The sequence below is a fragment of the Actinomadura macra NBRC 14102 genome (assembly GCF_001552215.1).
Taxonomy (GTDB): domain Bacteria; phylum Actinomycetota; class Actinomycetes; order Streptosporangiales; family Streptosporangiaceae; genus Spirillospora; species Spirillospora macra.
Genome location: NZ_BCQT01000002.1, coordinates 306100 through 326896, shown reverse-complemented (window position 1 = coordinate 326896; position 20797 = coordinate 306100). Strand labels below are relative to the sequence as shown.

Here is a 20797-nt window from a genome sequence, read left to right as displayed (position 1 = left end):
CCGGCGGACGACCCGTCCGCCGGGCCTTCGAAATTCTCACGATCGAGCCGTCGCGAACGGCTGGCGAAAGCGATCTTGATGTGGTGGGATTTCGACATCATTCCCGGTGAAACCCCCATTCTGGAGACCGTGTGCGAGTCCCCCGCGCCCTGATTCCCCTGCTCTCGGTCTGCGGAGCCGCCGCGGTGGTCGCCGCGGCGGGCGCCGGCGCCGCCATCGACGGGCTGCCCGGCGGCGGCGGTCCCGCGCACGCCGACGGGGTACGCGAGGTGTCCGCGGTGACGGTCAGCGCGATGACGTGGAACGTGTGCGGCGCACCCGGGCCCGGCTGCCCGCTCGGCGCGCGGCCCGCGGAGCTCACGCAGCGGATCGTCCAGCAGATCAACGGGACCGAGGTCGGCGGACGCAAGGTCAGGCCGACCGCGGTGTTCCTCCAGGAGGTCTGCTCCGGGCAGGTCCAGACCCTCAAGAAGACCGGCAGGCTGGCGCGGTGGGGCTGGGCCTTCGCGCCGTTCAGCACAGGGCCCTCCTGCGCGGACGGGCAGGGGCGGCTCGGTGTGGCCGTCGGGGCGGCGGCGCCGATCACCGGCGTCCGCACCTCCCCCCTGCCCTCCCCCGCCGGGACGGGACGGGTCGCGGTGTGCGGCGACGTACCGTCCTGGAACACCCGGGTCTGCGCGACGCAGTTCAGTGCCGCAGGCGAGGACCCGAGCGGCGAGTGGCGGCAGAAGCAGGTCGACACTCTGGGTCCACTCGCCGGGATCGGCACCCGTGTCGTCGTCGGCGGTGACCTGACCGACGGCCCCGGCAGCGCGGTACTCGACCCGCTGTACCGTTCCTACTCCGAGTGCGACCAGGGGACCGGCGGGGCCCGGATCGGCGCCAGAACCGTTCAGGACTGGCGGGGTACCGCCACCGACAAGGCCGACTACCTGTTCGTCACCAAGAACGCCGTGGCCTCGTGCAGTGTCCCGGCCGTCCCGGTCACCTCCTCCGACCACCGCCCCCTGTCGGCGGTGATCCACTTCCGGTAGCCCACGGCGTTCAGTTGACCGCGCGTTCGTGGTCCTGCCAGTAGGGGGCACGGAGCTCGCGCTTGAGGATCTTCCCGGTGGGGTTGCGGGGGATCGACTCGCGGCGCTCGATCGAGGTCGGGCACTTGAAGTGGGCGATGTTCTCGCGGCAGTGGCCGATGAGATCGGCGTCGGAAACGTCCGCGGAGAGCACGACGAGCGCCTTCGGCGTCTCACCCCACTGCTCGTCCGGGACGCCGATGACCGCGCAGTCGGTCACGGCGGGATGAGTCAGCAGGGCGTTCTCGACCTCGGCCGGGTAGACGTTCTCACCCCCGGAGATGATCATGTCTTTGATGCGGTCGTGGATGTAGAGGTAACCGTCCACGTCGAGGTAACCGGCGTCGCCCGTCCGGAACCAGCCGCCCGGCAGCAGCGCGGACGCGGTCGCCTCGGGCATCTCCCAGTAGCCCTTCATGTTCTGCGGGGTGCGGCACAGGATCTCGCCGACCTGGCCGAGCGGCAGTTCCTCCTGCGTCCCCGGATCGACGACCTTGAGCGTGCAGGACGGGTTGGGCAGTCCCGCGCTGCGCAGCCGGTGCGGGTTCGGGCCATCGGGGTCGTGGTCGCGCACGGGCAGCATCGTGATCGCGCCCGTGGTCTCCGTCAGCCCGTAGACCTGCATGAACCCGGTGCCCGGCAGCATCCGCATGGCGCCGCGCAGGACGTCCTCCCCGATCGGCGACGCCCCGTAGAGCAGCAGCTGGAGGCTCGACATGTCGGCCTCGGCCACCTCCGGGAGCAGTTGCATGAACTGCATCAGCACCGGGACGAGGAAGATGTGCGTGACGCGGTGCCGCTCGATCGCGCGGGCGATGGCGGTCGGGTCCGGCTCGCGGTTGATCACACCGGTGATGCCGTCGAAGATCACGCAGACGGTGAGCGCGCTGCCCGCGACGTGGTACATCGGCATCGCGACCGCCATCACGGACGTGTCGTCGATGCCCCACGCATCGTGGGTCAGCGGCAGGATCGAGATGAAGTTGTCGTGCGTCAGCATCACGCCCTTGGGCAGGCCCGTGGTGCCGGACGAGTAGAGCTGGACGAACACCTCGGCGGTGTCGACGTCGATCTCGGACGGGGCCGCGTCCGCCTCGGCCAGCCAGGCGGCGTAGTCGCGGTGGGCGTGCCCGGTACCGCCGATGACCAGCGTGTGGGCGGTGTGCTCCAGCTTTCCCGCGACCGCGTCCAGGACGGGGACGAACTCCGACCCGACGATGAAGGCCTTCGCCTGCGCGTTGTTGACGACGTAGGCGACCTCGTCCGGCGCCAGCCGGTAGTTGACCGGCACCTGGACGGCCCCGATCCGCGCCGCGCCGAACATCTGTTCGGCGTATTCGAGGGAGTTCTTGTCGAGGATCGCGACGCGGTCGCCGCGGCCGATCCCGGACGCCGCCAGCGCCGCGGCGGCCCGGTCGACGCGCCGGTCGAAGTCCCGGTAGGTGATCTGGACGTCGCCCGCGATGAACGCGACGCGGTCGGGATGCCGGTCCGCGCGCTCGCGCAGCACCTCAGTCAGACCCGGCACGGGTAGGTCCTTTCGCCGACGGCCGCCTGGTTACTGCGCATCATCCGGGTACGCGGCGGGCTCGACAAGAGCAGTGGACCGTCCGCTATCGGCTCTTGGACATCTTGGAGACCAGGGTCACCGCGAGGACGACCAGCACGGCGACGAACCCGATGAAGAAGAAGAGCTTCAGCATGGAGATGAGGGCGCCGATCACGCTCATCGCCAGCCAGATCGCGAGCACGACACCAAGGATTGTCAGGATTGTCTTTCCCATGACCTCACCGTATGCGGTGCCCCGTTGATCGTCATCACACCAGGGGACGACCCTGGACACCCTCCGGCCCGCCGTTCGGCGGAGGGCCACCCTGAGGCGTCCCCGGGGCCGCACCCTGAGCCGGCTACGGGAACGGCTCCGCCCCAGTTTCATACGGAGCTGGATCAATTCCTTACGGAGTGGTGACGGGACCGGTGTGATCGCAGCTCGGCCCCGTAGCGTGAAGGGATGACCTCTCCGCGCGCGTCCGGGCGGGACGGCGGCCCGTGACCCACGCCGGCCGCGTCCTCGTGGTCGACGACGACCCGACGGTGGCCGAGGTCGTCGCCCGCTACCTGGCGCGCGACGGCCACGAGGTCAGTTGCGTCGCGGACGGACGGGCGGCGCTGCGCGAGGCCCGCGACCACCCGCCCGACCTCGTCGTCCTGGACCTGATGCTGCCGGGCATGGACGGGCTGGAGGTGTGCCGGCGGCTCCGCGAGACCTCGACCGTGCCGATCGTGATGCTGACCGCGCTCGGCACGGAGACCGACCGTCTCGTCGGGCTGGAGACCGGCGCCGACGACTACGTGACCAAGCCGTTCAGCCCCCGCGAGCTGGCGCTGCGCGTCCGGTCGGTGCTGCGGCGGGCGCGCGGCGCGCTCGTCCCGACCGGGCCCGGGGGGCCGCTGCGCGACGGCGACCTGGTCGTCGACGTCGGCGCGCACGAGGCGACCAGGCGCGGCGCGCGGCTGGCGCTCACCGCCCGCGAGTTCGACCTGCTGGCGTTCCTGCTGCGCCACCCGCGGCAGGCGTTCACCCGCGACGAGCTGCTCGAACGCGTCTGGGACTGGACGTTCGGCGACTCGTCCACGGTCACCGTCCACGTCCGGAGGCTCCGCGAGAAGATCGAGGACGACCCGACCACGCCGCGCCGTATCGTCACGGTCTGGGGCGTCGGCTACCGGTACGAGCCGCGGTAGGGGACCGATGATCCCGTTCGAGGACCTGCTGTGGGTCGTGTTCTACGCCGCGTCGGCCGCGTTGGTCGTCGCGGGGGTCGCGCTCGGCCTGCTGTACGCGCTGCGCGGGCGGTCGGTGGCCGTCCAGCTGATCGTCGTGGGCGCGGCGACGGTACTGGCGATGATCTCGGGCATCCTCGTGATCTCGTACCTGATGCTGCTGAACGATCATGACCGCTCGGTCGTGCTGGCGGTGGTGACGACCGCGGGGCTGGTCGCGATGGCGGTGTCCGTGCTGCTCGGGCGGCGCCTGGTGGCCGCGAACCGGGTGCTGGTCGAGGCCGTCCGCGCGGACCGGTTCCGCCCCCCGGCCGCACACCTGCCCGCCGAACTGGCCGAGCTGTCCCGCGAACTGGAGGCCGCCTACGACCGGCTGGCCGCCGCGCACGAGCGCGAGCAGGCCCTGGAGGCCAGCCGCCGCGAGCTGGTCGCCTGGGTGAGCCACGACCTGCGCACGCCGCTGGCCGGGCTGCGCGCGATGGCCGAGGCGCTGGAGGACGGGGTGGTCGCCGACCCGGGCACCGTCCGGCGCTACCACGAGCGGATCCGGGTCGAGGTGGAGCGGCTCACCGAGATGGTGGACGACCTGTTCGAGCTGTCCCGGATCCACGCGGGCGCGCTGCGGCTGTCGCGGCGGCGCGTGGGCCTCGCGGATCTGGTCGCCGAGGCCGTCGCGGGGGCGGAACCGCTCGCACGGGCCAAGGGGGTGCGCGTCCACGGCGACGTCCGGGAGGGGCTGCCCGTCCAGGTGGACTCGGGGGAGCTCGGCCGGGCGCTCCGCAACCTCGTGGTGAACGCGATCAGGCACACTCCGAGCGACGGCGCGGTGGAGATCATCGGTGAGGTTCGGGACGGCGAGGCCCGGGTGACGGTCGCCGACGCCTGCGGGGGCATCCCCGAGGAGGATCTGCCGCGCGTGTTCGACGTGGCGTTCCGCGGGGAGGCCGCCCGCACGCCCGGGGGCGGCGCCGGTCTCGGCCTCGCCATCGCCCGCGGCATCGTCGAGGCCCACGCCGGCAGGATCGGCGTCGCGAACGAGGGCCCCGGCTGCCGCTTCGAGGTCCGTCTCCCCCTCCACGTCTAAGCCGTGTCCGCTGCGATCCCGTCCGAAGGGTCTGCTTGCCCCGGCCTGTGCGTACTACTTGTCTACGGCTTACTTGTCTACGGCGTCGTCCACCGCGCGGAAGGTGGGGCAGGGCCAGCGCCACATGCACGCGCGGCAGCGCTGGATGGGGCTGTCGGGATCGCTGGTGATGCCGCCCGCCTCCTGGGGGCGGTGCAGTTCGAGCAGGCGAATTCCCAGGTCGGCGAACGCGATCACCTCGTCGCGTGCGCCGGCGAGGAAGGCGATGTCCTCGCGGGCGAGCCGGGTCCGGACCGGGACGAAGCCGTGTTTGTTCACCAGGCGGTACAGGTACCGCGTGGAAGACCGCCAGGACGTGGACTTCTCCGAGCGCGCGCGGATCGTTTCCAGTCGCTCGCGGAGCCGGGTCTCTCTCGGGTCCGTCGCTCGATCGGCCTTCACGTGCTGCGCACCTCCTCAAGCCGCTGTTGCACGCGCCCAGCCTTCCCTACTCGGACGCTCCGCGAGGTGGAACCACGCAGAACGCCGGACCGGCCGTCACCATCACGGACACCCGAAACCACATCATCACTCAACGTAGTTCACAAAGCGTACGGGCTGTTCCAGCGGCGACGCGTCCCGGACACGCCCGCGCCACACGGGACTTGGTGAACTGTCTGGCCCGCACGCCTTCGGCGAGATAGTGTGCCGAACGTGGAGTTGAACGTCTCGACTGCGTCTCAGGGTGGTCACGCCGTCGTCACGGCGACCGGCGAACTCGACCTGTACACCGCACCCAGGTTGCAGGCGGCCCTCGCGGGCCTGCTGCGCGACCAGGTCAACCGCATCGTGGTCGATCTGGGCGGTGTCGAGTTCTGTGACTCGACCGGCATGAACGTGCTCCTTGCGGCCATGAAGCGGCTCAAGGAGCAGGGCGGCGCGCTCGAGCTCGCCGCTCCGCGTCCGGCCGTGAAGCGGATCCTCCAGGTCACCGGACTCGACACCGTCTTCACCGTCATCGATGCGGCGCCGGCGCTGGACGCCGGCTGACCGTCCCAACCCGGAAGGCGGCCCGCGGGGATACCCGCGGGCCGTCGCGCTTTGCGGACGCCACCGCGCGGGCCGCACTACGATCACGGTATGCAGGACGTAGCGGTGATCATCCCGGCCAAGGACGAGGCCGACCGGATCGCGGCCACCGTCAAGGCCGCGCAGGAACTGCCCGGCGCCGGCCTGGTCGTGGTGGTCGACGACGGCTCGTCCGACGGCACCGGACGGGTCGCACGGCAGGCCGGGGCGCGGGTCGTGCGGCACGGCCGCAACCGCGGCAAGGGCGCGGCGATGGAGAGCGGAGCGGAGGCCGTCCGGCTGCTGGACGAGGACCTCGACCAGCCGCGTCACCTGCTGTTCCTGGACGCCGACCTCGCCGAGACCGCCCACGAGGCGGCACCGCTGGTCGAGCCGGTACGGGCCGGCGAGGCGGACATGACGATCGCGGCGTTCTCCTCGACGGTGAAGCTCGGCGGGCACGGGTTCGTCGTCCGCCTGTCCCGGGACGGGATCAGGCGCGCCACCGGCTGGGAGGCCACACAGCCGCTCAACGGGCAACGCTGCCTGACGCGGGCCGCGTTCGACGCCGCGCTCCCCCTGGCCCCCGGCTTCGGCGTGGAGACCGCGCTCACCATCGACCTGCTGCGCAAGGGCTTCCGGGTGACGGAGGTGGAGGTGCCGCTGGCGCACCGCGCGACCGGCACCGACTGGCGTGCGCAGGTGCACCGGGCACGGCAGTTCCGTGACGTGGCCAGGGCCCTCGCCGTCCGCGAGCCCATGGTGGCAGGACAACTCGCCCGCCTGGGCGGCCGCAGGCGATGACCCGTCCCGGCCCTGGCGCGTCCCGCGCGGGCCACGCAAGCCCCCCAGACGACGACCCCGCCGAGGGGACGGGCCACGGACAGAAGATCGGGACCGCCGGGCTTTGTGCCATCGGCGCCGCCGTCGCGTGTTTCCTCGCCACGGCGCTGCTGGGTCCGTCGGCGTTCGTGCCCTCGCTGGCGGGAAGGAGCGGCCGGCCGCCCTACTCGCTGGATGCCCATCCCTCGCCGTACGTGGTGATCGGGCTGGCCGTCGCCGGTGTCCTGATGGGGACCGCCGGGCTCGGGCTGTGCTTCGCCGGCGTCGGGCGCGGCTGGCGGGTACGGGCGTTCCCGCTCGTCGTCGCCGGGTTGCTGGCCGCGGTGGCGTTCACGTGCCTGCCGCCGGCCGGGTCCACCGACCATCTGAACTACGCCTCGTACGGGCGGATGGCGGCGACAGGACACGATCCGTACGTCACACGCGCCGTGGACATGGCCGGCGACCCCGTGGCCGGTGCGCCCGAGGAATGGCGCTTCACCCCGTCGGTGTACGGGCCGATCGCGACCGGGTCCCAGGCGTTCGCCTCGTGGATCGGCGGCGGGTCGGTGCGGCTGACGGTGTTCGTGCTGTCCCTGATCAACACGCTCGCGTTCGCCTTGACGGCCCTCATCCTCTACCGGACGTCCCGGAGCGAGGAGCGGCGCCTGCGCACCGCCCTGCTGTGGACGTGCAATCCGCTGCTGCTGTACCACCTGGTCTCGGGCGCGCACAACGACGTCCTGGCGATAGCTCCCATGGTGGCGGCCCTCGCGATCTTCACCGGACGGGCACCGGGGCCGGGCCGGGCGCTCGCCGCGGGCGCGCTGATCGGCGCCGGTGCCGCGATCAAGCTGCCCGCCGCGCTGGTGGGCGGCGGACCGGCCTGGACGCTGCTGCGCGACGCCTGGTCGTCCCGGAACCGCAGGGCGGTGACGGGTCTGGTCGCCCTGGTCGGCGGCGCGACGGTCGTGGCGACGGCCTCGTACCTGCTCGCGGGCCCCCACGCGCTGGACCAGGTCAGCCAGGCGAGCAACATGGTCTCGCTCGCCACTCCCTGGCATCTGGTGGACGTCCTGCTGGGACGAGGCGAGCACCGCACCGTCATCAAGATCGGCTCGATGGTGCTCGGCGTCATCCTGTTCGTCCTGCTGGCGCGCGCGCTGCCGAGGAGCGAAGAAGACCAACACCGGATAGCCGCAGCCCTGATCCTCGCCTGGCTCCTGGCGGCCCCCTACGAACTGCCCTGGTACGACGGGTTCGGCTGGGCGCTCCTGGCGCTGCTCCCCTGGACCCGCTTCGACTGGGTCTTGCTGGCCCACACCAGCGCACTCAGCCTGGCCTACCTGCCCGCGCGCGCGCCCGAACGCATAGGACTGCCGGACGAGCTGTCCTGGCTCGTCACTGTCGTTCGGCCGACGGTGATCCCGTGGACGCTTCTCGCGGTTCTCGCGGCTCTGACCGTCCTGTGTCTGCGATCAGGTCGAGCTCCAGCGACCGGACGCCCGCCGCGAGCATCAGCGGGGTCGCCAGGCTGAACGCGACCGACATGATCACCACGCCCGAGTCGTTCACCAGCGTGCCGATGACACCGACCGCCAGCGCGCAGACCAGCGCCGGGCGCATCGTGATGCTGTGCTCGTACGAGCGGTTCAGCAGCGAGACCCGCCACCGGTTCGGCCGCACCAGCACGAAGAACAGGAACCCGAGCGCCGCCGCCAGGGGCAGCGTGAACGGCCAGTAGCCGAGACTGCCGATCATGGCCGTGAACTTGCGCTTCACGACGTCCCAGGCGTCCCCGTCCATGAGGTCCTGCCAGAAGCGGCCGAGGTGCGTCGGGTTGGCGCTGCGCGAGTTCACATAGGAGATCAGCAACACCAGCACGAGCCCGCCCACGCAGAACAGCAGCAACCTGAACGGCGACACCCGCCGTCCCGCGATCATCATGCCGAGCATGGCGAACGCGGGCACGATCGCCAGGACGCCGCCGAAGTCGCTGCCCCACGCGGGCAGCCCGTCCACTGCCACCGCGATGACGCCGACCAGCGCGACCACCCCGACCGCGGCGGCCTTCCCGTCCCGGTAGGCCAGCCAGCGGGGCGGTGCCGCGCCGTGGCCCGCGCGCAGCGGATACTCGGCCAGCCACGCCGCCGTGAGGATCGCCGCGACGGCGAACAGCGCGAACGCCTGGTTCCCGAACCCGTAGAAGCGGCCGGCGACCAGCGCCGTGTAGCCCATCAGCGTGTTGAGCTGGAGCGTCGAACCCGTCATCACGTCCAGGGCGAGGATGAGCGCGGTCAGCCCGGTGATGACCAGCCCGGGTGCGAACGACGATCGGCGCCACGGGCCGGCCAGCGCCGCGCCCGTCATCAGCCCGGCGAAACCCAGCACGGCGCAGATCAGTACCAGCGTCGGGTGCGCGGACCGCCACCACGGCATCAGCCCCGCCAGGAAGGACGCGCCCGGGGCCGAACCGCCGAGCAACGCGATGACGCGGGTGCCGCCGAGGACCCGCGCCCGCGAGCGAAGGTCACTGCCCACCCGTCGCAGCGCCAGCGCCGCGATCCCGTACAGCACGAGCTGCACCGCGAACAGCATCCAGTAGAACGACGTCTGGACGTTGCGGATCGCCTGTGCCGCGACGTCCTCGTCCTCCAGCGCGCCCACCCTCGCCTTCGTGGACGTCCCCGACGGCTGGGAGCGCCACTGCGAGCCGACGGCCTCCTTGGGCTGCGGCAGCCCGAGCAGCTTCAGCGCCGTCGCGGTGAGGTCGGTCAGCGTGACGAGACCGTCCTGCCGGGTGGCGCCCGAGGTCAGGAAACCCGGCTCATATCCCCCGCCCTTGACGACGGCGACGCGCAGACCGGGCCGGACACCGGTGTCGGAGAGCCCCGCGACCAGCACCGTCGTGCCGCCCGGGACACCGGACAGCACCTGCGCGACCCGACGGTCGACGGCGGACGCGGCGGCGGCGCGCTGGTCCTCCTCGACCGGCACCTGGTCCCCGTGCGGATCGACCCCGGCGTCGAGGAAGGCGCGGAACATCTCGTCCACGTCCACGGCGGTGATCGCGCAACGCGACCACTCGGCGGCGGTGACCCTGTCCGGGGACGCGGCGTAGTGGTCGACCCGCCCGTTGCCGTCGCCGAGCCCGAACACCGCGCCGGGTCCGATCGCCGTCGTGCAGCCGCCCGCCGCGTGGACGGCGTCGCCGAGCAGCCCCACCTGCGCGTGGTAGGACGTCCCGGCGTTGTCGCTCTTGATCGCGGGCCAGCCCGGCGCCACCGCGCCGCCCGGAGGCGGCGGCCCGCTGGGGGAGGGCTGCCCGGAGATGATGGGGGAGGAGGGCAGCGCGCAGTCGCCGTGCGCCAGCCGCGCCCGCTGCCCCGCCGACAGCGTCAGCCACCCGTCCGTCGGGCACGTGTTGACCTTGGTGGTGCGGACGCTGAGCCCCCCGGCCGCCCCCTGCCCGGTGAGCCCCCAGAGCGCCGGGGTCCGCTGCGGATCGACGTCCTTCCACAGCAGCCCGGGGATCCCGATGATCACGACCCGGCCGCTGATCGTCGGCGCCCCCGCCTGTCCGCCCGGCATCGCGTTCCCACTGGTGACCGGCACGTTCCCGGCCGCCAGCGCCGATCCGGCGAGGCCGCCCAGAACCGCCACGACGACGGCGAGGAACACCCCGATCCCCGTCCCCCGCGCAATCATGGCCCTCAGGCTACAAGAGGGTCACCAGCACGCGCGGGGCGTCCGCGACAGCGCCGGAGAAGGGCCGCGGCGGCGCCGCCACGGGACCGCCACAGGGCCGCCACGCGACGACAGGCGCGGCGCGGCAGGGGTTCGCGGATGCATATCCTGCATGCCCGGAACGGTCTGCTCCGGACGGGCCGGCGTCCCACTTACGCCAGGATGAGGGCATGCGCGAAGTCAGTGGTGCGCGTGAAAGGGCCGAGCCCGCACGCGCCGCGAGGCGGTGGGGCACGCCGCCGGATCTGCTGATCCTGCTGGCCGGGATCGCCCTCGCGGTGGTGGCGGTGACGCCGATCGTCACCCGGTGGCTGGGCAACCAGCCCGACCAGAGGCTCGTCGACCTGGAGGTCTACCGGGACGGCGGGCGCGCGCTACTGCGCGGCGCGCCCCTGTACGACGTCCTGACGCAGCCACCGCAGTTCCTGCCGTTCACCTACCCCCCGTTCGCGGCCGTGCTGGCGGTGCCGTTCACGCTGCTCCCCTGGCGCGCGGCGCAGTGGGTGTGGACGATCCTGCTGTACGTCGCCCTGGTGATCTCCGTCTGGTACGCCTTCCGCGACCTCGTCCGCCGCGCGGGCCGCTGGACGCCGCTCGCACTCGGCGCCCTGGTCGCGGCGATGGCCTGGCTCGATCCCGTCCGCGACCAGATCCGGTTCGGGCAGGTGGGGCTGTTCCTGCTCGCGCTGTGCCTGGCCGACTGCTGCACGCGCTCGGCCCGCTGGCCGCGCGGCATGCTCGTCGGCCTCGCCCTGGCGATCAAGCTCGTGCCGGGTGTCTTCCTCATCTACTTCCTCATCACCGGACGGCGCGACGCGGCGGTCAACGCGCTGCTGACCGCCGCCGCCGCCACGCTCGGCGCGTTCGCGCTGCTGCCGTCCGACTCGGCCGACTACTGGTTCGGCGCGCTGCTCCAGGGAGGCGACCGGACCGGCAGCGTCAGCGGCACCACCAACCAGGCGATCAACGGGATCGTCGCGCGGATCCTGCCCGAGGGGCCCGCCAGGTCGCTGGTGTGGCTCGTCCTCGTCCTGGCCATGGCGTACTACGGTTTCAAGGCCGCACGCCGCGTCACCTACGGGGCGGACGAGAAGGCGGGCCTGCCCTCCCTCACCGGACGCGTCCGCGGCACCGACCACTACGCCGCCGCCGACCGGCTCGCCGGCCCGGACGCCTACAGCCTGCTGCTGGCGGGGGTCGCGATCGTCGGGCTGCTGTCGGTCCTGCTGTCCCCCGTGGGATGGATCCACCACCTGGTGTGGATCATCCCGGTTGTCGGCGCCCTCGCCGGAGATGGACGGGACACGCGAAGATGTCTGATCGCCGCCGTCGTCTGGACCTATTTCCTGTTCCCCCTGCCCTGGTGGGGGACGAAACTGATCGGCCCGGACCACTCGCTTTTCTCGGTTTTCTGGGGCCGTGTGATCCAGGACGCGTTCGGCGCCGCCGCGATCCTGATGGTGATCGTCCTCGGTACATGGCTGGTGAAACGGCTCTTTCCCGGGCCCAGTGACGAGGATCCTTCGCAACGTGACGTCGAGGTCGGTACGCTCGCCCCGTGATGCTTGTCGCGGTGGCCGTCGCCGGCCTGGTCGCCGGGGTGGCCGGACTGTCCATCGCGGTGGTGGCCCACAACAGGGTCAACCAGGTCGTGGACGAGTGCGGAGAAATGCTCAGGCGCCAGCTCCAGGTCGCCAGTGGCTCGGTGGACGAGCGCGCCATGCGCGACCTCGCCATCGTGCACTACGACGCGCTCAAGGAGATGTCCGGGCACCGGTCCTTCTCGCTCGCGCTGATCAACGCCGTGGGGGACGGCGTCGTGATCAGCTCGATCAACGGGCGGACCGAGACACGGACCTACGCCAAGGTCGTCCAGGAGGGGCATCCCGTCGAGATGCTCTCCCCCGAGGAGAACCAGGCCCTGCGCGCGGCCCGGCTCGGCAAGGGTCCGGTCGTGTCCATGGACGACCCGCTCGCCGACTATGGCAACGGCGATCGCGCCTCAACCGCCCGCGCCTGACCTGGCCTCCTGACCAGTCCGCTCGATCGGGCACCCCGCTCGGACAGGCGAGGCGGAAGGTCAGGACGGACAGGCCCGATCGGACGGGTCGATCGAGCCGGACGATCAGACGCACGTGCGGCCGGGAACCTTCCAGTCCGGGGCAAGTAAACTCGGCAGTCACAGCACCTTCCCTGCCGCACATCAGCTTCCACAGCCCCGGGGGACCACGTGACCGACGCCAGCAGGCCCGAACGCTACGCCTACCTCGGCCCGCACGGCACGTTCACCGAGGCGGCGCTCCTGTCGATCCCGGGCGCCGCTGAGGCCGAGCACGTCCCGTACGCGACGGTGCCCGCCGTCCTGGACGCGTTGCGCCGCGAAGAGGTCGACTCCGCCGTCGTCGCGCTGGAGAACTCCGTCGAAGGCTCCGTCCCCGCCACGCTGGACGAGCTGGCCACCGGTGAGCTCCTCCAGATCGTCGCGGAGATCCATCTGCCGGTGTCGTTCGCGCTGCTCGTCCGTCCCGGCACCGAGATGGCCGACGTCAAGTCCGTCGCCTCGCACCCCATCGCGCAGCCGCAGTGCCGCCGCTGGCTCGCCGGGCACGTCCCCGACGCCGAGTGGCACGCCGCCACGTCCAACGCCGAGGCCGCCCAGCACGTCGCCGACGGACACTACGACGCGGCCCTCGCCGGCTCGTTCGCCGCCGCCCGCTACGGCCTGTCCGTCCTCGCCGAGGACATCCACGACGTCGCCGACGCGGTCACCCGGTTCATCGCCCTGCGCCGCCCCTGCGCCCCGCCCCCGCCCACCGGCACCGACCGCACGACCGTCGTCGCGTTCATCGGCGAGGACCACCCGGGCGCCCTGCTGGAGATCCTCACCGAGTTCTCCGTCCGCGGCATCAACCTGACGCTGATCCAGTCCCGTCCGACCGGCGCCGGCCTCGGCTCCTACCTGTTCTGGATGGACTTCGAGGGCCATGTCGCCGACGCCCGCGTCGGCGAGGCACTGATGGGCCTGCGCCGCGTGTGCGCCGACGTCCGCTTCGTCGGCTCCTACGCCCGCGCCGACCAGGTCCGCCCGGAGATCCGCCGCGGCACCCACGACGACGACTTCATCGAGGCGTCCACATGGCTGGAGTCCATCCGCGGCTAGCGGGCTACCCTGCCGGGATGGCCAAGGACTTCGATCTTTACGAGCGGGAGCTGTGGGCCGGCCGCGCGCCCGCGTACGAGCGGGGATTCGCGCACGTGACCCGCTACCTGGTCGGTCCCCTGCTGGACACGGCGGGCGTCACGGACGGCACGCGGCTCCTGGACGTCGGCACCGGCCCCGGCATCGTGTCCGCCGCCGCGACCGGGCGCGGCGCCACGGTCGCGGCGATCGACGCGGACCCCGACATGGCCGACACGGCGCGCAGGAACGTCCCCGGGCTGGACGTGCGGGTCGCGATCCTGCCGGACGTGCCGTTCCCCGACGCCTCGTTCGACGCGGTCGCCGGCAACTTCGTGATCAACCATGTGGGAGCGCCCGAGGTCGTCCTGGCGGAGCTGCGGCGGGTGTTGCGGCCGGCCGGCCGGCTGGCGCTGAGCTGCTGGGTCATGCCCGGCAGCGGGGCGCTCGCGATCGTCCGCGAGGCGATCGAGGCGGCCGGGGTGCCGTGGCCGGACGACATCCCGCAGCCGCCGTTCCTGGAACACGGCGAGACCACGGCGTTCCGCCGCCTGGTGGCCGGGGCGGGCTTCACCGACGTCACCGTCGACGAGGTGACGTGGGAGCACGTCGTCGACCCCGAGGTGTGGTGGGAGACGGGCGCGCTGTCCAGGGTCGGCACCAACGGCGTCATCGTCGGCCGCCAGGACGCCGCGACCGTCGAGCGGATCAAGACGGAATACGACCGGATCATCGCCGGGTACGCGGTGGCGGACGGAAAGGTCGCCCTTCCCGCACACGCGCTGCTGGCCGGCGCAGCCCGCTGACCGGGGACGCCGTCCCGCCGGGCGTCGCGGTCCGTCCGGAACGGCGATACCCGCGCGCGGACGGGGTGCCGGGCCGGTAGCCTCGGGTCTGTGATTGACCTGCGAGCTCTTCGAGAGGATCCCGAGCGGCTGCGCGCCTCGCAGCGCGCCCGCGGCGAGGATGACACTGTCGTCGACCGGCTGCTCGACCTGGACGGGAGGCGCCGCTCGGCGCTCACCTCGTTCGAGCAGCTGCGCTCCGAGCAGAAGAGTTTCGGCAAGTCGGTGTCCAAGGCGCAGGGCGAGGAGCGGCAGGCGCTGCTGACCCGCGCGAAGGAACTGGCGCAGCAGGTCAAGGACGCCGAAGCCGAGGCCGACCGGCTCGGCGGAGACCTCGACACGTTGCTGAAGGGGATACCCAACCTCATCGAGGAGGGCGCGCCTCCCGGCGGCGAACAGGACTTCGTCGTCCTGGAGACGATCGGCGAGCCACCCGCGTTCGACTTCGAACCCAAGGACCACCTGGAGCTGAGCGAGGGCCTCGGCGCCATCGACATGGAACGCGGCGCGAAGGTCGCCGGCGCCCGCTTCTACTACCTGACCGGCGTCGGCGCGCGGCTCCAGTACGCGCTGCTGAACCTCGCGATGGAACAGGCCATCGCGGCGGGTTTCGTGCCGATGTACCCCCCGGTGCTCGTCAAGCCGGAGGCGATGGAGGGCACCGGGTTCCTCGGTGCACACGCCGCGGAGGTGTACCAGCTCCGCCAGGAGGACCTGTACCTCGTCGGCACCTCCGAGGTGCCGCTCGCCGCCTACCACATGAACGAGATCATCGACGAGCTGCCGCGACGGTACGTGGCGTGGTCGTCGTGCTTCCGCCGCGAGGCCGGCTCCTACGGCAAGGACACGCGCGGCATCATCCGCGTCCACCAGTTCGACAAGGTGGAGATGTTCTCCTACTGCGACCCGGCCGACGCCCACGCCGAGCACCTGCGGCTGCTGGAGTGGGAGAAGGAGATGCTCGCGAAGGTCGAGCTGCCCTACCGGGTGATCGACGTCGCGGCGGGCGACCTCGGTTCCAGCGCGGCCCGCAAGTACGACTGCGAGGCGTGGGTCCCGACGCAGGACACCTACCGCGAGGTCACGTCCACGTCCAACTGCACCGAGTTCCAGGCCCGGCGCCTGTCCGTCCGGCACCGCGACGCCGACGGCAAGAACCAGCCGGTCGCGACGCTGAACGGGACGCTCGCCACCACCCGCTGGATCGTCGCGATCCTGGAGAACCACCAGCGGCCGGACGGCTCGGTCCGCGTCCCGGAGGCGCTCCAGAAGTTTCTGGGCCTGGAGATCCTGGAGCCCGTCAAACGCTGAGCCGCCGTCCGACGGTGTTCGGGCCCGTCCCTTCGGGGGCGGGCCCGTCGTCGTAACCAGGAGCATGTCGCCTAAGGTGTGTCCAAGTCGCACTGGAAGGTGACATGTCCGAGTCCTCGCCGCGCCTGATCGCCACCGACCTCGACGGCACGATCGTGCGCTCCGACGGGACGATCTCCGCCCGCACCGTGGCCGCCCTCGCCCGGGTGGAACGCGCCGGAGCGATGCTCGTCATGGTCACCGGCCGCCCACCGCGCTGGATGACCGAGATCGCCGCCGCCGTGGACCACCGCGGCGTCGCCATCTGCGCCAACGGCGCCGTGGTCTACGACCTGCACACCGAAGCCGTCATCCGCGCCCACGAGATCACCCCCGACGTGCTCGCGGAGGCGGTGCAGCGACTCCGCACGATCTCCCCCGAGCTGCGCTTCGCCGTCGAATACCCGCACGGTTTCGTGTTCGAGACACGCTACGGCCTCGGCCGCTGGGACGCCACGGCCCTGGGCGGACGCCCCGTGGACGGCGAGGAACTCGTCAGCCGGGGCGGCACCAAGCTGCTGGCGTTCCACCCCGACGCCGACCCCGATCCGCTCGTGGAAAAGGCCGTGCAGGCGGTCGGGGACCTCGTCACCGTGACCCACTCGTCCGGCCGCGGTCTGCTGGAGATGAGCGCCCAGGGCGTCACCAAGGCCACCGCGCTGGCGGCCCTGTGCAGCGAACACGACATCCCCTCCGACGAGGTCGTCGCCTTCGGTGACATGCCCAACGACCTGCCGATGCTCACCTGGGCAGGAACCTCGTACGGCGTAGCCAACGCGCACCCCCTCGTCCTCGCGGCGGTCACGCACACCACGTCCCGCAACGACGACGACGGCGTCGCCGAGATCGTCGAACGCCTCTTTCCGTAGTTTATTGGGGGGCTGGTTCTTATTGGGGGGGCGACCCCCCATACCCCCCGGCTGCGCGGCTCGGCGCCTTCCCTCTCGCCGGTGCTGCTGGGGGATTCTGTGCCTGCACGCAGCGGCTTGTTCTTCGCTATCAGCCTGGTGGGGTGTCCCACCAGGCTGATAGCGGCGTTCGCGTGACGGGTGAGGCATCCCGCCCGGCGCGGCTTCCAGCTTCTGGGGTTTACAGGTAGGGGCCGGACGAGTGGCGCGGGCCTGGCTGCTCTTCCTCTACGCCTGGGGGGACCATGCCCGCGGGCAGGGCGCGGCGCATCTGTTCGAGCTGTGCGCGCGCTGCCATCTGCTGGGCGAAGAGCGTCGTCTGTATGCCGTGGAAGAGGCCCTCCAGCCAGCCGACGAGCTGTGCCTGTGCGATCCGCAGCTCGGACTCGCTCGGCACGACACCCTCGGTGAAGGGCAGGGACAGCCTGTCCAGCTCCTCGACGAGTTCGGGGGCGAGGCCGTCCTCCAGCTCCTTGATGGACGACTTGTGGATCTCCCGCAGGCGCGCGCGGCTCGCCTCGTCCAGCGGGGCGGCCTTCACCTCGTCGAGGAGTTGCCGGATCATCCCGCCGATCCGCATCACCTTCGCGGGCTGCTCGACCATCTCGGTGATCGGTTTGGTCTCGCTCTCACCGTCCCCGGCGCCCTCGATCGCGATGCCGTTCGGGCCTACCACGAGAACCTGCGGTTCCTGTTCTGATTGGTTCTTCGAAGGCTCGTTCATAGTCCTCTCATCCTCACACGGTCAGCAGGATCTTGCCGACGTGACCGCTCTCTTCGAGCAGTCTGTGTGCGCGCGCCGCGTCGGCCATCGGGACCCTCTGGTCGATGACCGGGCGCACCTCCCCCGACGCCAGCAGCGGCCACAGATGCTCGTGGACGGCCGCCACGATCTGTGCCTTCTCCTCCAACGGACGGGACCGAAGGCTGGTTGCGTGCACCAACGCCCGTTTCCGCAGCATCTTCCCAAGGTCCAGCTCCGCCCGCGCGCCGCCCTGGAGGCCTATGACCATCAGCCGTCCGCCGGTGGCCAGCGCCTCCACGTTCCGGGCCAGGTACTTGGCGCCCATCAGGTCCAGGATCACGTCGTAGGGGCCGCTTTCGACGAAGTCCTCCTCGCGGTAGTTCACCACGAGGTCCGCGCCCAGTTCCCGGCACCGGGCCGCCTTCTCCGCGCTGCCCACCGTGCACACCACACGCGCGCCCCGCGCCTTGGCCACCTGGATCGCCATCGTCCCGATCCCGCTGCCGCCGCCGTGCACCAGCAGCGTCTCCCCGGCGGACAGCCCGCCGAGCATGAAGACGTTCGACCACACTGTGCACGCCACCTCCGGCAGCCCGGCCGCGTCCACCACGTCCACCCCGCGGGGCACCGGAAGCACCTGGGTCGCGGGGACGGTCACCCGTTCGGCGTACCCTCCCCCGGCCAGCAGCGCGCACACCTCGTCCCCGGCCTTCAGCCCCGTCACGTCCGGACCGACCTCGGCGACCCGCCCCGACACCTCCAGTCCCGGGTACGGGGGAGCGCCCTCGGGGGGCGGATACAGCCCCAGGCGCTGCATGACGTCCGCGCGGTTGACCGCACTTGCCGCCACCTCGATCAGTACCTCGCCCGGCTGCACGGCCGGGTCCGGCACGTCCGTCCATTCGAGGACCTCGGCGTCTCCCGGTTCGCGGATCACGATCGCATGCATACCGATCACGCTACCGGCCACCCGGAACTGACGTTCCTTCACCAATGTGGATCTACGCGCGGGATGCGTGGTATTGGCACACAGGTATCCTGCCTGGGGGCCTTTCGCCTACCTGCTCCGCAAGTGATCGTCAGAGGTGCCGAGGGGAGAAACGGTGGCAAGGAACGAGCACGACGGGCGTTCCCTGGAGGAGCGGCTGGCCTCTCTGGACGCGATGAGCGGGGAGACGGCAGGTCGGCCCGCCGCCGAGGGCGAGCCCTCCCCCGAGCGGCCCGCTGTGCAGGAAGGCGAGCAGACCCTCGACCAGAACGGCAACCCGTGGCTGGCCGCCCCGCCCGCCTTCCAAGGCCCCCCGGAGAACTTCGGCCCGCCCCAGGAACAGCCTTCGCAAGGCGAAGCACAGGACCAGGGACCCCCGGCCTTCCCCGCACCGCCTCCGTTCGACGGCCGGCCCTACGAGGGCGGCCCGATGCCCCAGCCGTTCGAGGGGGGCATGCTTCCCCCGCCGTACGCCGGATACCAGGACTACGATCAGCCGCCCTCCGCGCCTCCCGCTCCCCCCGCGCCTGCCAGCACCGGCTCCCCTGCCACCCAGCCTCAGCAGTCGCCCTACGGACAGCAGCAGCCCTGGGAAACGGGCCCGCAGTCCTACGAGACCACCGCCAACGGCGAGGCCGCGCCTCCGCTCGACCAGCTCCCGCCCTACATGCCCAACCAGTTCGTCGGACCTGACCCGAACAGCGGGCCGCCGCCGTACGCACAGGATCCCAGCGCCGCCACCGGCCAGCAGTACCCGCCACAGGACCCGAACGCCGGCCAGCCGTACGCGCAGGAGACGACCGCCGTCGGCCAGTTCCCTCCGATCGACCCGAACAGCGGGCAGCCCTTCCAGCAGGACGTCAACGGGGCCGGCGGGCAGTACCCGCCGCCCAGTCCGCCCGCGGGACAACAGCAGCGCTACGCCCAAGACCCGAACGCCGGGCAGCCGTACCCGCCGCTCGACCCGAACACCGGGCAGCCGTACGCACCGGGCCCCGGCACCGCGGGGCAACCGTACGGGCAGAACCCCAACGCGGCGGGGCAGCCGTACGCGCCGCAGGACCCGAATGCGGCGGCACAGCAGGGCTACGCGTACGACCCGAACACCGGGCAAGCGCTTCCGCAGGCTGTACCCGGCGCCGAGGTTGGACCGCCTCACCAGGGCTACGCCTACGGCCCGCAGGGGCAACCCGGCGCCTATCAGCAGATGCCAGGCCAACCCCCCGGAGCACCGCAAAGCCCGTACCCGGGGCAGCCGCAGCCGGATCCGCAGAGCTCCGAGAGCCTCAGCTCCGAGAACCTGCTCGGCGAGCGGCGGATCGCACCGTCCTCGGGCTGGCGGCGCGCCGTCTACAAGGCCACCGCAGGGAGCATCCACCCGGGCGAGTCGCAGGGTGACCTGCGCCGCAAGGATCTGATCGCGCGGGCTCGGACGACCGTGGCGGGCGGGCACCACCGGGTGGCCGTGATGTCGCTGAAGGGCGGCGTGGGCAAGACCACGACCACGACGGGTCTCGGTTCGATGCTCGGCTCGTTCCGCGGCGACCGGGTCATCGCGGTGGACGCGAACCCCGACCGCGGCACGCTGTCGGACAAGGTCAAGCTGGAGACGGCCGCGACCGTCCGGGACCTGCTGAACAGCCGGGATAAGATCCACCGGTACGCCGACGTCCGCGCCTTCACCTCGCAGAACGTCGCTCGTCTGGAGGTTCTGGCGTCCGACCGCGACCCGGCCGTCAGCGAGGCGTTCAGCGCCGAGGACTACGCGGCCGTGGCGGTCGTCCTGGAGCAGTACTACTCGATCTGCATCACCGACTGCGGGACGGGCCTGCTGCATTCGGCGATGGCGGGCGTGCTGAGCCTGGCCGACCAGCTCGTCCTGGTCAGCTCCCCGTCGGTGGACGGTGCCCGCTCCGCGAGCGCGACCCTGGACTGGCTGGAGGCGCACGACCACGGCCACCTCGTCCGTAACGGCGTGGTGGTGCTGTCGATGGTCCGCAACCGCACCCGCAGCCAGGTCGACCTCGACAAGCTCCAGGCCCACTTCGAGAGCCGCTGCCGCGCGGTCGTGCGCATCCCCTACGACGACCATCTGGAGGAGGGCGCCGAGGTGGAGTTGGAGCAGCTCGCCCCGGCGACACGCGAGGCGTACCTGACCCTGGCCGCCGTGGTCGGCGACGGCTTCGCCCATCCCCGTCCGGAGGGACCCTGACCGTCCCGCGGCC

Annotated in this window: 18 protein-coding genes and 1 pseudogene; 13 read left to right on the top strand and 6 right to left on the bottom strand. The window is 71.7% G+C overall.

Annotated features, from left to right (window positions below; all coding sequences use genetic code 11):
- The first annotated feature begins 131 nt into the window (after positions 1-131).
- The gene (locus tag AMA02S_RS02750; RefSeq protein ID WP_067450942.1) at positions 132-1034 is read left to right on the top strand and encodes an endonuclease/exonuclease/phosphatase family protein; all 903 of its coding nucleotides are present in this window, start codon (positions 132-134) and stop codon (positions 1032-1034) included.
- Positions 1035-1044: 10 nt separating this feature from the next.
- Here AMA02S_RS02750 and AMA02S_RS02745 read toward each other — a convergent pair whose 3' ends face one another.
- Together AMA02S_RS02745 and AMA02S_RS42750 are read right to left on the bottom strand one after the other, a co-directional pair.
- Entirely contained in the window at positions 1045-2601 is a 1557-nt protein-coding gene (locus AMA02S_RS02745; RefSeq protein ID WP_067450940.1) for a long-chain-fatty-acid--CoA ligase, read from the bottom strand.
- Positions 2602-2686: 85 nt separating this feature from the next.
- On the bottom strand, positions 2687-2857 hold the full coding sequence (locus tag AMA02S_RS42750) for a hypothetical protein (protein WP_169806762.1): 171 nt from the start codon (positions 2855-2857) through the stop codon (positions 2687-2689).
- A 266-nt stretch (positions 2858-3123) separates the two neighbouring features.
- On the opposite strand from AMA02S_RS42750, the gene AMA02S_RS02740 reads away from it, so the two are divergent.
- Both AMA02S_RS02740 and AMA02S_RS02735 read left to right on the top strand, forming a co-directional pair.
- Entirely contained in the window at positions 3124-3819 is a 696-nt protein-coding gene (locus AMA02S_RS02740; protein ID WP_067450937.1) for a response regulator, read from the top strand.
- 7 nt (positions 3820-3826) lie between these two features.
- Positions 3827-4942: a sensor histidine kinase gene (locus tag AMA02S_RS02735; protein WP_067450932.1), complete on the top strand. Its 1116-nt coding sequence runs from the start codon at positions 3827-3829 to the stop codon at positions 4940-4942.
- Positions 4943-5011: 69 nt separating this feature from the next.
- Here the strand turns inward: AMA02S_RS02735 and AMA02S_RS02730 are convergent, their stop codons facing one another.
- A complete protein-coding gene (locus AMA02S_RS02730; RefSeq protein WP_067450929.1) occupies positions 5012-5383 on the bottom strand; it encodes a hypothetical protein in 372 nt (123 codons plus the stop codon).
- Between the two features lie 252 nt (positions 5384-5635).
- Between AMA02S_RS02730 and AMA02S_RS02725 the strand changes: the two genes are divergently transcribed.
- From AMA02S_RS02725 to mptB, 3 genes and pseudogenes are all read left to right on the top strand, one after another.
- Positions 5636-5971, top strand: coding sequence for an STAS domain-containing protein (locus tag AMA02S_RS02725; protein ID WP_067451538.1), 336 nt, complete (start codon positions 5636-5638; stop codon positions 5969-5971).
- Positions 5972-6061: 90 nt separating this feature from the next.
- Positions 6062-6793 carry a glycosyltransferase family 2 protein gene (locus AMA02S_RS02720; RefSeq protein ID WP_067450927.1) on the top strand — a complete coding sequence of 244 codons (732 nt, stop codon included), beginning with the start codon at positions 6062-6064 and terminating at the stop codon, positions 6791-6793.
- Positions 6790-8031: pseudogene (mptB, locus tag AMA02S_RS43895) on the top strand (polyprenol phosphomannose-dependent alpha 1,6 mannosyltransferase MptB); the annotation flags it as partial. The gene AMA02S_RS02720 and the pseudogene mptB, both read left to right, overlap by 4 nt.
- A gap of 181 nt (positions 8032-8212) precedes the next feature.
- Here mptB and AMA02S_RS43890 read toward each other — a convergent pair.
- Entirely contained in the window at positions 8213-10519 is a 2307-nt protein-coding gene (locus tag AMA02S_RS43890; RefSeq protein WP_245667317.1) for a hypothetical protein, read from the bottom strand.
- Between the two features lie 209 nt (positions 10520-10728).
- On the opposite strand from AMA02S_RS43890, the gene AMA02S_RS02700 reads away from it, so the two are divergent.
- The 6 genes from AMA02S_RS02700 to AMA02S_RS02675 all read left to right on the top strand — a co-directional run bounded on the left by AMA02S_RS02700 (position 10729) and on the right by AMA02S_RS02675 (position 16800).
- Entirely contained in the window at positions 10729-12120 is a 1392-nt protein-coding gene (locus AMA02S_RS02700) for a glycosyltransferase 87 family protein (RefSeq protein ID WP_084264459.1), read from the top strand.
- Entirely contained in the window at positions 12120-12578 is a 459-nt protein-coding gene (locus AMA02S_RS02695) for a DUF4446 family protein (protein WP_067450915.1), read from the top strand. The genes AMA02S_RS02700 and AMA02S_RS02695 overlap by 1 nt, the downstream gene beginning before the upstream one ends.
- Before the next feature lie 210 nt (positions 12579-12788).
- Positions 12789-13718 (top strand): prephenate dehydratase, encoded by a 930-nt coding sequence (gene pheA / locus AMA02S_RS02690; RefSeq protein WP_067450912.1) that lies wholly within the window; start codon positions 12789-12791, stop codon positions 13716-13718.
- Between the two features lie 17 nt (positions 13719-13735).
- Positions 13736-14542, top strand: a complete 807-nt coding sequence (locus AMA02S_RS02685) for a class I SAM-dependent methyltransferase (RefSeq protein WP_067450909.1) — start codon at positions 13736-13738, stop codon at positions 14540-14542.
- A gap of 90 nt (positions 14543-14632) precedes the next feature.
- Positions 14633-15892 carry a serine--tRNA ligase gene (serS, locus tag AMA02S_RS02680; protein WP_067450906.1) on the top strand — a complete coding sequence of 420 codons (1260 nt, stop codon included), beginning with the start codon at positions 14633-14635 and terminating at the stop codon, positions 15890-15892.
- Positions 15893-15996: 104 nt separating this feature from the next.
- The gene (locus tag AMA02S_RS02675; RefSeq protein ID WP_067450903.1) at positions 15997-16800 is read left to right on the top strand and encodes an HAD family hydrolase; all 804 of its coding nucleotides are present in this window, start codon (positions 15997-15999) and stop codon (positions 16798-16800) included.
- 220 nt (positions 16801-17020) lie between these two features.
- Here the strand turns inward: AMA02S_RS02675 and AMA02S_RS02670 are convergent, their stop codons facing one another.
- Both AMA02S_RS02670 and AMA02S_RS02665 read right to left on the bottom strand, forming a co-directional pair.
- Positions 17021-17563, bottom strand: coding sequence for a bacterial proteasome activator family protein (locus AMA02S_RS02670; RefSeq protein WP_067450900.1), 543 nt, complete (start codon positions 17561-17563; stop codon positions 17021-17023).
- A 13-nt stretch (positions 17564-17576) separates the two neighbouring features.
- Entirely contained in the window at positions 17577-18533 is a 957-nt protein-coding gene (locus tag AMA02S_RS02665) for an NAD(P)H-quinone oxidoreductase (RefSeq protein WP_067450897.1), read from the bottom strand.
- Positions 18534-18687: 154 nt separating this feature from the next.
- Between AMA02S_RS02665 and AMA02S_RS43885 the strand changes: the two genes are divergently transcribed.
- Entirely contained in the window at positions 18688-20784 is a 2097-nt protein-coding gene (locus AMA02S_RS43885) for a MinD/ParA family ATP-binding protein (RefSeq protein WP_245667316.1), read from the top strand.
- Positions 20785-20797: the final 13 nt, after the last annotated feature.

Excerpts from the sequence above, each read along its gene's own strand:
- AMA02S_RS42750 (WP_169806762.1), bottom strand. The coding sequence starts at position 2,857 with ATGGGAAAGACAATCCTGACAATCCTTGGTGTCGTGCTCGCGATCTGG.
- AMA02S_RS02735 (WP_067450932.1), top strand. The coding sequence starts at position 3,827 with ATGATCCCGTTCGAGGACCTGCTGTGGGTCGTGTTCTACGCCGCGTCG.
- AMA02S_RS02720 (WP_067450927.1), top strand. The coding sequence starts at position 6,062 with ATGCAGGACGTAGCGGTGATCATCCCGGCCAAGGACGAGGCCGACCGG.
- AMA02S_RS43890 (WP_245667317.1), bottom strand. The coding sequence starts at position 10,519 with ATGATTGCGCGGGGGACGGGGATCGGGGTGTTCCTCGCCGTCGTCGTG.
- AMA02S_RS02700 (WP_084264459.1), top strand. The coding sequence starts at position 10,729 with ATGCGCGAAGTCAGTGGTGCGCGTGAAAGGGCCGAGCCCGCACGCGCC.
- AMA02S_RS02695 (WP_067450915.1), top strand. The coding sequence starts at position 12,120 with ATGCTTGTCGCGGTGGCCGTCGCCGGCCTGGTCGCCGGGGTGGCCGGA.
- AMA02S_RS02685 (WP_067450909.1), top strand. The coding sequence starts at position 13,736 with ATGGCCAAGGACTTCGATCTTTACGAGCGGGAGCTGTGGGCCGGCCGC.
- AMA02S_RS02675 (WP_067450903.1), top strand. The coding sequence starts at position 15,997 with ATGTCCGAGTCCTCGCCGCGCCTGATCGCCACCGACCTCGACGGCACG.
- AMA02S_RS02670 (WP_067450900.1), bottom strand. The coding sequence starts at position 17,563 with ATGAACGAGCCTTCGAAGAACCAATCAGAACAGGAACCGCAGGTTCTC.
- AMA02S_RS02665 (WP_067450897.1), bottom strand. The coding sequence starts at position 18,533 with ATGCATGCGATCGTGATCCGCGAACCGGGAGACGCCGAGGTCCTCGAA.